Source organism: Wolbachia endosymbiont (group B) of Ischnura elegans (assembly GCF_947251585.1).
Classification (GTDB): domain Bacteria; phylum Pseudomonadota; class Alphaproteobacteria; order Rickettsiales; family Anaplasmataceae; genus Wolbachia.
In genome coordinates this window covers 757,579-770,245 of sequence record NZ_OX366371.1, presented here as the reverse complement: position 1 = coordinate 770,245, position 12,667 = coordinate 757,579, and the positions used below count along the sequence as shown (strand labels likewise).

Below are 12,667 nucleotides of genomic sequence, written 5' to 3'. Positions count from 1 at the left end.
TAAAATCTATGTCCCTACAAATAGGAAGTTTGACGATTGATTCTCCAGTTATTTTAGCGCCAATGTCTGGAGTGACTGACTATCCATTTAGGAGTATTGTAAAGAAACTTGGTGCAAGTTTGCTAGTCTCAGAAATGATTGCAAGCAGAGCTATGATCATGCAAACTCGCCAGAGCATGCAAAAAGCAAAAGTCGATGAACTAACCGCTGTACAACTTGCTGGTTGTGAGCCTGATGTTATGGCGGAAGCTGCAAAGTTAAATGAGGGCATGGGTGCAAAAATCATAGATATAAATTTTGGTTGTCCAGTTAAAAAAGTTGTAAACGGTTACGCAGGGTCAGCACTTATGCGTGATGAAAAAAAGGCTGCTGAGATAATAGAAGCTGTAGTCAAGGCAGTGAGTGTGCCAGTTACAGTAAAAATGCGTACTGGATGGAATGACGAAAATCGTAATGCTCCGCGCTTGGCAAAAATTGCAGAAGATTTGGGAGCAAAGATGATTACTGTACATGGAAGGACAAGGGCACAGCTTTATAATGGTCAAGCAGATTGGAAATTCGTTAGAAATGTTAAAGAGCAGGTAAAAATTCCAGTTATAGTAAATGGAGATATTAAGAGTTTGAATGATGTTCAAAGTGCACTTAAAGAATCTGGGGCAGATGGAGTAATGATAGGTCGTGGTGCTTACGGCAAACCTTGGCTGATTAATCAAGCAATAAACTTTTTGAGTGGAAATAAAGTTTCTGAGCCAACAGCCTCAGAGAGATTAAGCATAATACTCAAGCATTATGACAGTATTCTTGAGTACTATGGAAGCGATACAGGAATAAAGATGGCCCGCAAACATATAGGATGGTACAGTAGCGGGCTTCAAAACTCATCTGAATTTCGTGTAAGAGTAAATAACATAATAGACAGCACAGAGGTGAAAGAAAATATAATTGATTTTTTTAGTTAAAAACAGATTAAACATACTACCTCATTAGATATATTCAATTTGACTGATCATAGTGCGATGCCACCACACTCTCTTCTTCATCAGAATGTAATTGATAACTATTATCACTCAGCAATTTTTCGTAACCGTTCACGGAGATAAGGTGGTTTACAAAGTAAGTATAAAAGTGTAAAGAGATAGGAAGCTAAATATGGAATGGGTAAATGACAACAGTGCTGCAAGAAAAGGTTGTAGCAGAAAACGCTAATCTCAAGGAAGAAATAAAAGCACTGATCAGAGAAAATGATAGCTTGAAAGCAAAAATAGTTGAATTAGAAGACAAATTGGGCTTAAATTCGCAAAATTCATCGCTGCCACCATCACGAGATATATATCGTAAGAAAGCAAAAAAGAAAAGTGATAAAAAACCAGGAGGTCAGCCAGGACATAAGGTGCATAAGCGTGAATTAATGGCTGCAGACGAGGTAGTGAGATGCACAATTGATACAATTTGTATGTGTGGAGGTAAGATTACTTTAGAAGATGAAATTATTCATCAGAAGGCAGAGTTGCCAGAAATTAAGCCAATTGTAACTGAGTACAGGTTGCAAAGAGGACATTGTAGAGTATGTAATAAAAGAATTACAGCAAATTTACCCGAAGGTGTTGCAAGAGATTTTCTAGGACCCAATGCTAAAACAGTTATAAGCAGCCTTAGCGGCTTTTTTATTAACTCAAAAAGAGAGGTACAGCAAATTTTGGGCAGTATTTTTAATCTAAATATAAGCCTTGGTTTAGTCTCAAATACTGAACGCAGGGTATCGAAGAAGTGTGCATCTGAATATGAGAAAATGAAGGAAGAGTTGCAAGGAAGCGAGTATTTGCATATAGACGAAACAGGGCACAGAAATCAAGGAAAGAGAGGCTGGAGTTGGGTAATAACAAACAAAGCGTTGACACTTCTGAAGGTAAGCGAGTCTCGTGGTAAGAAGGTGTTGAAGAGTTTACTGCCAGAATATGATGGTATAGTTGTGAGCGATAGATACGCTGTATACAATTACTTCAATCGTGAAAATAGACAGATATGTTGGGCACATCTGGCAAGAGATTTTGAGAGATTTGCCCATAGTAAAAATGTTGAAGTGAGCAAAATTGGCCAAGCACTAAAATCGCTCAGCAATAAGGTGTTTGTAGTAGATAAGGCAAAAAAACAAAATTTGATAGATAATTTGAGATTTTATCGACTGGTGCGAAAAATTCGGAAAAGGGTAAAACATTTTTTACGTAAAATGACGAGGGTTGCAAATAGCACTCAAGCTTCAAGAATGGCCGCTAAGATGTTACGATCTGAGGATATGATGTGGAAGTTTTTAAGAAAACCTGAAGTGATAGAAACAACTAATAACCTTGCAGAACGGCAAATTAGACGGTACGTAATTTATCGTAAAAACAGCTTTTTCACCTGGTCAGAACGTGGAGAAAGATTCGTGGAAAGAATGTTGTCGATATTTTTGACATCACGTCTAAATGGCCAGAACCCCTTTCAAAAGCTACAGAATCTAGTAGCTGTCACTGCTTAGTTCTTTAATTCATTCTCACAATCCGTGAACGGTTACAATTTTTCGTCATAAGTCTCAATATCAAAATATTTTTCATATTTATCTATATTTTCACAAAGCGAAAGTGCTTTCACCTTATTCATAATCAGACCCGTACCCGCAGGAATTAACCTTCCTACTATAACATTTTCTTTTAACCCACTCAAAGGATCACTCTTTCCGCAAAATGCTGCTTCCGTAAGTACTTTTGTTGTTTCTTGGAAAGAGGCAGCAGAAATAAAGGAATTAGTTTCAATGCTTGCTCTAGTAATTCCCTGCAGAATAGGAAGATAATGAGCAGGTCGTTTTCCAGAATTATTCATAGCATCATTTTCTCTATCAATTTCCAGCCTGTCGATATTTTCTCCAATTAAGTACATAGTATTACCAGGATCGGTAATTTCTACTTTTTGTAGCATTTGCTTTAAGATCACTTCTAAATGCTTGTTATCTATGCGCACACCTTGCAATCTATAAACTTGCTGTATTTCAGAAATCATATAGTGTGCTAACGCTTCTAACCCAAGCACACGTAGAATATCATGAAGATCAGGATCGCCATCCATCAATAAATCACCTTTACGCACAAAATCACCTTCATTGACTATTACATGCTTACTTCTTGATACTAAATACTCAACTTGAGAAGCTTGGTCATCTACAGGTTTAATTACTACACTGCGTTTTCCTCTACGGTCTTTTTCAGAGAACGTTACATAGCCATCTATTTCACTAACGATAGCATGCTCTTTAGGACGACGTGCTTCAAATAATTCTATAACCTTAGGCAAGCCACCAGTAATATCACGAGTTCTAACTGACTCTCTCGGCGTTCTTGTGATAACATCACCTGCATGAACCTTTTGGCCATCCTGTACATTAAGCACTGCACCAACTGGTATAAAGTAACATGCTTCCACACCACTTGAAAGTGTTATTACTTTTTCATTATCATCAAGCAGTGCAATACGAGGACGTAAATTAGCTACACCAGAGTGCAATTTCCAATCTTTTACTACTCTATTTGATATTCCTGTAGATTCATCCATCACTTCAGTGATTGAAATTCCATCTTTTAAATCCTGGTAAGATATTGTACCACTCTTTTCCGTAATAATAGGTAGTGTATACGGATCCCATTCCGCAACTTTATCACCAATTTTTACTAACTCACCCTCATCTACATAAAGTTTAGCACCATAAGGCACACTGTGCTTCAATTTTTCACTACCAAGGCTATCAATTAAAACGACTTCACAGGAACGGCTTATCACAATTTTATTTCCGTTTTTATCTATAATTATATTACTATTGTTTAGTTTTATTCTAGCATTAATAGAAGCTATAATATTTGAGGATTCAACACCTCTAGTCATTACCCCACCTATATGGAAAGTACGCATCGTTAACTGAGTACCTGGCTCTCCAACAGATTGAGCAGCGATAACACCAACTGCTTCACCTATTGAAACAATTTTACCAGTTGCAAGGTCTCTTCCATAACACAAAGAACACACACCAGGACTTATTTCACAAGTTAAAGGCGATCTAATTTTTATAGCATCAAGACCTGCAATGTTGATTTGCTTTACTTTACCTTCATCAATTAATTCCCCTGCTTTTAATAATAACTCTTTGGTTACTGGGTTATATATATCATTTGCAGCTGTTCTACCCAGTACAACACTCTCTAGAGATGCAACTATAGTACTACCTTCAACTATAGCTCTTACAATAAGGCCATTTTTCGTTTTACAGTCATGTTTTGTAACTATGCAATTTTGAGATACATCAACCAAGCGACGAGTTAAGTATCCAGAGTTTGCAGTTTTAAGTGCAGTATCAGCTAAACCTTTACGCGCACCGTGAGTAGAATTAAAGTATTCAAATACATTTAATCCTTCGCGAAAATTAGAAATTATAGGTGTTTCTATAATTTCACCAGAAGGTTTGGTCATTAACCCTCGCATTCCTGCTAACTGCTTCATCTGGGAAGTAGAACCTCTTGCACCTGAGCTAACCATCATATATATTGAATTGTACTTACTATTTTCATCATACACAGATATCGCTTTTAACATATCATTCGCTATTATATCTGTGCACTTAGACCACTCATCTATAACTTTATTATACCTCTCACTTTTAGTGATTAGTCCGTCTTGATACTGTGCAGAAAATTTCTTAATTTCACCCCTTGTATAATCAACGTGTGTAGCTTTAGTTTCAGGTATGACCATATCGCAACGACTAAAAGAAGTACCAGAAAATGTAGCATACTCAAAGCCAAGTGTCATCAATTTATCAGAAAATACCACTGTAGCACTTTGACCGCAGCTACGATATACTAAATCAACAATACTAGTTATTTCCTTAACTGTTAATACCTGATTTATTAAATCGAAGCTTAGATTCTCATGTTTAGGAAAAATCTGCCATAATATTAAACGTCCAGGAGTTGTACAAATAGTTTTATACTGAATGTTTCCATCGCTATTGATGTGTTCCATTTTGTACTTTATATGAGAATGAATATGCAGAGTACCGTTGTTTAAGGAATGCTCAACTTCACAAAAAGCACAAAAAAGTGGTAAATCATCCTTCTTAAGTTGCTGTAAAGTTAGGTAGTATATACCAAGCACTATATCTTTACTAGGAACTATAATCGGTCTTCCATTAGAAGGACTTAAAACGTTATTAATTGACATCATCAACACTCTAGCTTCAAGTTGAGCTTCCAATGAAATTGGCACATGTACTGCCATTTGATCACCATCAAAGTCAGCGTTAAATGCTGTACAAACAAGTGGATGAAGCTGTATTGCTTTACCTTCAATAAGGACTGGCTCAAAAGCCTGAATACCAAGCCTGTGTAGCGTAGGCGCTCTATTTAGTAAAACAGGATGCTCTTTTATTACTTCTTCAAGCATATCCCAGACTTCTGGCTTTTCTGCTCTTATTAACTTACTAGCAAATTTAATAGTTGGAGCGATTCCATATATTTTAAGCCTTGAGTAAACAAAAGGCTTGAATAACTCAAGAGCCATTCTTTTCGGTAATCCACACTGATTTAGTTTTAAAGTTGGACCAACAACTATTACAGAACGTCCAGAATAATCTACCCTTTTTCCTAAAAGATTCTGACGGAAACGACCTTGCTTTCCTTTCAGCATATCGCTAATAGACTTTTTATACCCAGTAGCGCCAGCTTTATTTACCAGAGCATTACGACGACTATTATCAAAAAGAGAATCAACTGCCTCTTGTAACATTCTTTTCTCATTACGAATCATAATCTCAGGAGGATTCAAACTTAACAATTTTCTCAATCTATTATTTCTATTAATAATAGTTCTATAATGATGATTTAAATCAGAAACTGCAGGTCGACCACTTTCAAGCGATACCAAGGGACGCAAGTCAGGTGGTAAAATAGGTATAGCTGTAAGTATCATCCACTCAGGTCTGTTTCCAGACTTGATAAAATTTTCAACAATACGTAATCTCTTTATAATTTTCTTTCTTCTCATTTCAGAAGCAACAGACTCTAACTCCTGTCTTAAATTCTTCCTAATTTCATGTAAATCAAGGCGTATTAGCAATTCTCTTATAGCTTCAACACCTTGCATAGCTATAAAGCTATCGACCCCATAGCTATCTTTAGCTTCATTATAAGCTTTCTCACTAATAATTTCACCTTTTTCAAAAGAGGAAACAAGAGGATCTATTACAACATAATTATCACTATATAAAATACTTTCGATATCTCTAAGAGACATATCTAATAATGCTCCAATTCTTGAAGGAAGTGACTTCAAAAACCATATATGAGCAACAGGAGATGCAAGCTCTATATGACCCATTCTTTCTCTTCTTACTTTAGAAGATGTAACTTCTACTCCACATTTTTCGCATATACGGCCCCTATGTCTTCTTTTTTTGTACTTTCCACATAAACATTCATCATCATTGACAGGACCAAAAATTTTAGGACAAAATAATCCACCTTTCTCAACTTTGAATGTACGGTAGTTTGCAGTTGAAACATCTGTTATCTCTCCATAAGACATACGTTTAATACTTTCAGGGCTAGCAATGGAAATGCTAACCTCATTAAAAGATTGTGCGATATTAGTGTGAGATATATCTTCAATTACTATGTCATTTTGCTTCAAATCCACATTAAAACACAAGGAACGCAACTCTTTTATCATGACATTAAAGGATTCAGGAATTCCACATTCAAAGTTACTGTCACCTTTTATTACCGCTTCATAAATCTTAACCCTGCCATTAATGTCATCAGACTTCACAGTTAACATTTCCTGCAAAGTGTAAGCAGCACCGTAGGCTTGCAGTGCCCAACATTCCATTTCACCAAAACGCTGACCACCAAAATGAGACTTTCCTCCAAGAGGTTGTTGAGTAACCAAACTATAAGGTCCTACTGAACGCGCATGAATTTTACCATCTACTAAGTGATGCAACTTAAGCATGTACATGTAACCAACTGTAACTTTGCGATCAAACTTCTCACCCGAGCAACCATCATATAATACAACTTGCCCAGAGTTATCCAATCCAGCAAGTTCAAATAGCTTTACTATTTGTTCATCTTTTGGACCTTCAAATACAGGTGCAGTAACAGGAATGCCATCACGCAACTTATACGCAAATTCAATGAGGTGATTATCATTAATATCGCGAATGTTATTACAAATAGATAAATTACTGCCACAACTATAAACCTCAATCAGGAAGTGACGTAAACTACTGTGTGCATCTTTACAAGAGTTGAAATAATTCTCTACTAATGTAGTCAATTCATTATTTAATTCATCCTTATTAGGCGTATCTAAAATAGAAGCCGTTATTTCATCATCATTAATATCCTCAAATTTTTTATTATCAAGATATAATGCTGCAAATTTTTCAAAATCATCATCACTGAGAGATCTAATTGCCTCACAAAAAGCACGTTTGATTTTATTGATCTCATCAAGAATATTGCCTACTTTTTCTCCTAATTTTTTACAAGCCCAACCTACATGCGTTTCCAATATTTGACCTACATTCATTCGCGAAGGAACGCCAAGAGGGTTAAGAATAATATCAATAGGAGTACCATCTTCTAAATAAGGCATATCTTCTACTGGAACAACTCGAGAAATCACACCTTTATTTCCATGTCTACCAGCCATTTTATCCCCTGGCTGCAAACTATGTTTTACAGCAATAAAAACTTTTACTGACATCGACACACCTTGAGGCAGATCATAGCCTTCATGCAATTTTTCTACTTTTCGCTTAAAGTTTGCTATCGCATGTGATACTTTTTCATCAAAATCTTTTTTTAAGCTCTCAACTTGCTTAGAAATAGATTGGTTTTTCAATCCTATATCCCACCATCCCTCACGTTCAATAAAATTAATACTTTCTCGATCTTGAGAGCCAGAATTAATAAGAATTTTTCTTAATTCATCATAGAAATATTGATTAATAACATTGATTATATGGTCTCGTTCTTTCTCAAAGTCGTTTGCCTCTTTTTGTTTAATAAGAAACGCCCTTTCGTTTTCTTCTTCCCCTCTGCGTGTAAAGACCTGCACATCAATCACTATCCCTTCAATATCTGGAGATGTATATAAAGAGGAATCCACACAATCAAATGACTTTTCACCAAAAATTGTCATTAACAATTTTGTCTCAGGAGGCAATGAAAGAGAATGCTTAGGTGTAACTTTCCCCACCAAAATATAACCTGGACCAACTCTTGTACCAACCTTTACTATACCACTATCATCCAAGTGATAAAGATTTTCTTCATTAACACCGGGTATGGCACGAGTTATTTTTTCCGACCCTAAAGGAGTGTCATGTACAACACATTCAAATTCTTCTATATGAATAGAAGTAAATAGATCTTTTTTAACAACTTCACTAGAAATAATGATTGAGTCTTCAAAATTATAACCTTGCCAAGACATAAAAGCGACTAGCAAGTTTTGGCCAAGTGCCAATTCACCGTTATTAATAGCAGGACCATCAGCTATCACATCACCTTCCTTAACACAATCACCTACATGCACCAGTGGTTTCTGGTTAATACAAGTATTATGGTTAGAACGCTGAAATTTTCTTAGATGATAAATATCTACATCCAAGTAGTTAATTCCTCCTTTGTCAAAAGCACGTATAACTATAGAGTTACTATCTGAGCTGTCAACTATGCCACCACGTTTTGCTAAAACTACAGCACCAGAGCCAGAAGCTACGAAAGATTCCATGCCAGTAGCAACCAAAGGAGCAGTAGGCTTCAATAAAGGTACAGCTTGACGCTGCATATTTGAACCCATTAACGCTCTATTAGCATCATCATTTTCTAAAAATGGAATTAAAGAAGCAGCAACCGATATTACCTGCTTAGGAGATAAATCAATGTAACTTACTTGATTACTATTTACCATTACAAAGGTACCAGCATACCTACAGTATAACATATCATCAACAAAGCAGTTGTTCTCATCAAGCTTTGCGCTGGTATCGGCTATATAATATAAACCTTCATCTATAGCAGACAGATACTCAATTTGATCAGTAACAACCTTATTAACTACTTTCCTATAAGGACTTTCAATGAACCCATATTTATTAATACGAGCGTATATAGCTAAGCTATTAATTAAGCCTATATTCTGCCCCTCAGGAGTTTCAATAGGGCAAATTCTTCCGTAATGAGTTGGATGAACATCACGCACTTCAAATCCCGCCCTCTCTCTTGTTAAACCACCAGGACCTAACGCTGACAACCTTCTTTTATGTGTTATTTCAGATAATGGATTAGTCTGATCCATAAATTGAGATAATTGGGAAGAGTTGAAAAAATCTCTTAAGACATTGGTTAACACTTTTGGATTTATAAAATCAGATGGAGAGACTTTATCTAAACTAGAAGTAGACATAGAATCAACTACTGCCCGTCCCAATTTTAATAATCCAGTTCTAAATTGATTTTCTATAAACTCTCCAACTGAACGGACTCTTCTATTTGCTAAATGATCAATATCATCTACAGATCCTTGACCATCACGTAACAATACTATTTTTCTTATAATTTCAATAATGTCTTCATGTGTTAAAGTAGTTAAATTTTCCTCATAATTTAACCCAAGGCAAGAGTTAAGTTTTAATCTACCAATGTTAGACAAATCATAATATTCCGGACTGAAGAAAAGATTACGAAAAAACTCCTCTACTATCTTTAAAACAGGAACTTCACCAGGACGCAAAACCTTATATATTTCATATAGAGCGTTCTCATAAGACATGTTTTCATCTAAGAAAAGTGTGTTTAATATGTAAGGTCCAACAGAAACATTATCTATGTTCAACACTGATATTTTATCTATAGATAATAATTCAAGCTTTTTTATATCCTCTAATTTTATAGATTCACCAGCAGATAAGACTTTTGTAGAACTAGCACTATCTATTAAATCTTCTGCAAGAAATAAACCACATATAGAATCATAAGGAATTAGATACTCTTTCAATCCGTTATCATATAGATTTTTAGCTAATTTTGAAGTAATACGAACATTAGCTTTAAGTAACACATTGCCTTCAACATTCTTTAAATCAAAAGGAAGCCTCACTCCCTTGAATTTATCAGGGGAAAAAGGTACTCTCCAGCCACTTTTATGTTTTATATACTCTATTTTTTCATAAAATTTATTAAGTATGTCATTATTTGATAAGCCCAAAGCCTTTAATAAAACTGATATTGGCAACTTTCTCTTTCTATCAATACGAAAATACAGATGATCTTTAACATCAAACTCAATATCAAGCCAAGAACCTCTATAAGGAATAACTCTAGCAGAATAGATCAATTTGCCAGAATTGTAAGTTTTTCCCTTATCACTATCAAAAAAGACTCCAGGAGATCTATGCATTTGTGAAACGATAACTTTCTCTACGCCATTGATGATGAAAGTACCTTTATCAGTCATCATAGGCAGTTCACAAAAGCGAACCTCCTGCTCTTCAGCAGATTTTATAGTTGCAAGCTTAGAATGATCATCATCTTCTTTAATCTCTTGATATTTTTCAAGAGAAACACCATCCTGCATAATAACAAGACGTATAGAAGCAATAACCTGAGCAGAAAAAGTTATACCACGTTTTATACATTCAGACTCACTATACTTAAGATCATCTACCCTACAATTCAAAAATTCGATAGTAGCCCTATGCAAAGGATCAGATATTGGAAAAATTGTATGAAAGATAGCTTCAAGTCTTTCATTACTCTCATTATTAGGAGTAAAGGAATTATATGACCCCTTTTGGACTTTAACCAAATCCAACAAAGAATCTTTTAAATCAATCGACCTGGAATAAGAAACTCTAGGAACAAAAGCACTAGAAGCACACATATAAGAAGAATCAACCATTAAAATACCTTCACTAATTAAAAGAGCTATATCAACATAAAATTAATATACTAACATTTTATTCAAGCTCAACTTTAGTTGCTCCTGCTTCAATAAGTTTTTGCTTTATTTTTTCTGCTTCGTCTTTAGAAACATTAGCAGTCAAATCTTTGGGTAAAGACTCAACTAATTCTTTCGCTTCTTTTAAATTCAATGTAGAATTAACTTCTCTAATAGCTTTAATCACTCCTATTTTTTTGCTTGCATCAATCTCTTTGATTACAACTTTATATTCAGCTTTTTCTTGAGCAACAGGAGCATTAGCATTATCACTAATAGGCACCCCAGCACCAACAGCTCCACCAAGAAAAGAACCACTAGGCAACCCTATTTTTTCTTCTAGAACTTTTACAAGTTCAGAAGCTTCTAATAGATTTAAAGATAATATTTTATCAACCAAATCACTTGTTACATTATTCATACTGACCACCTTATTTAACAACAAATTTATTTTTTAGAACTATAGTAATCCAAAACTCTCATAAGCCTCATAGAAGATGAATTAATAGACAATGCTAACCGAGCAGGAATATCATAAGATATTAAACGCATAATTTTAACACGCAATTCATCCAGAGAGGGAAGCTTAGCCAATTTGTTAACATCTTCCACTGTTAACAATTCATTTATATGAGCCGCACAAATCACAGACATTTTTTCTTTGTTAGCATTAATAAAATCAACTATTAACTTTGCAGCTTCTACTATAGCACTAGAATATATAATAGCAACAGAACCAGAAAATTTACCTGATAAATAAGAAAATTTACCAGTCCTTTCCAAAGCCAAGCAAGCTAGAGTATTTTTAACTACTAACATCCCACCCATTACAGATTTTAGACTATTCCTAAGAATTAATGAATTGCTAACATTCATAGACTTGAAATTTACCAATATTAAGAAATCATTATTTACAAACACATTCATTATGTTTTGTATAAATTCATCCTTATCTTTACGCTTCACAATTTCGCTCCCTTAAATTATATCTTCTACTTTGTTTATTTTATGAGCTTTACCCATAGTTGAATTTAAAAAAACGCTTTTAAAGTAAACTCCTTTCACAGAAGCAGGTTTATTGTCTCTAATTACTTTAAGAAAGGCTTTTAAATTTTCCAGCAAATCATCAATATCAAATTTAATACTTCCTAATTTACCATGAATAACCCCATTTTTATCCGTCCTGAATTTTATTTGACCAGACTTAATGGTTTTAGTAGCTTCCGCAATATTAGAAGTCACAGTACCAAATTTAGGGTTAGGCATCAGCCCTTTAGCACCCAATACTTTTGCAATAGGAGTGATTTTTGCCATGAAATCAGGAGTAGTGATGCACCAATCAACATTCAACTTTCTACCTTTTTTTATCTCTTCAATTAAATCTTCTCCTCCTGTAATATCAGCACCAGCTTTTTCAGCTTCTAATAAATGTTTATCTTGAGCAAAAACAGCTACTTTAATATTCTTCCCGATACCTTTAGGCAACACTACTGTACCACGCACCTGCTCTTCAGATTTACGTGAATCTACACCTAAATTGACTGCGATATCAACTGATTCATTAAATTTTGCTGAAGCAGACTCAACAATCTTCTCCAAACACTGCTTAAAATCATCATTATATGTACTCATTTAC

Annotated in this window: 5 protein-coding genes and 1 pseudogene; 2 read left to right on the top strand and 4 right to left on the bottom strand. The window is 34.9% G+C overall.

From position 1 onward, the window contains the following. Positions 1-8: 8 nt before the first annotated feature. Positions 9-959, top strand: a complete 951-nt coding sequence (gene dusB, locus OPR58_RS03925) for a tRNA dihydrouridine synthase DusB (protein ID WP_010402373.1) — start codon at positions 9-11, stop codon at positions 957-959. 203 nt (positions 960-1,162) lie between these two features. Next, on the top strand, positions 1,163-2,518 hold the full coding sequence (gene tnpC / locus OPR58_RS03920) for an IS66 family transposase (RefSeq protein WP_253309750.1): 1,356 nt from the start codon (positions 1,163-1,165) through the stop codon (positions 2,516-2,518). Between the two features lie 35 nt (positions 2,519-2,553). Here tnpC and OPR58_RS03915 read toward each other — a convergent pair. The 4 genes and pseudogenes from OPR58_RS03915 to rplA all read right to left on the bottom strand — a co-directional run. After that, positions 2,554-10,992 (bottom strand): annotated as a pseudogene (locus OPR58_RS03915) (DNA-directed RNA polymerase subunit beta/beta'); the annotation flags it as partial. Positions 10,993-11,050: 58 nt separating this feature from the next. Continuing rightward, positions 11,051-11,452, bottom strand: coding sequence for a 50S ribosomal protein L7/L12 (gene rplL, locus OPR58_RS03910; RefSeq protein ID WP_007301986.1), 402 nt, complete (start codon positions 11,450-11,452; stop codon positions 11,051-11,053). A gap of 26 nt (positions 11,453-11,478) precedes the next feature. Then, positions 11,479-11,997, bottom strand: a complete 519-nt coding sequence (rplJ, locus tag OPR58_RS03905; RefSeq protein WP_007301987.1) for a 50S ribosomal protein L10 — start codon at positions 11,995-11,997, stop codon at positions 11,479-11,481. Between the two features lie 12 nt (positions 11,998-12,009). Continuing rightward, positions 12,010-12,663, bottom strand: a complete 654-nt coding sequence (gene rplA, locus OPR58_RS03900) for a 50S ribosomal protein L1 (RefSeq protein ID WP_264375820.1) — start codon at positions 12,661-12,663, stop codon at positions 12,010-12,012. Between the last annotated feature and the right edge of the window lie 4 nt (positions 12,664-12,667).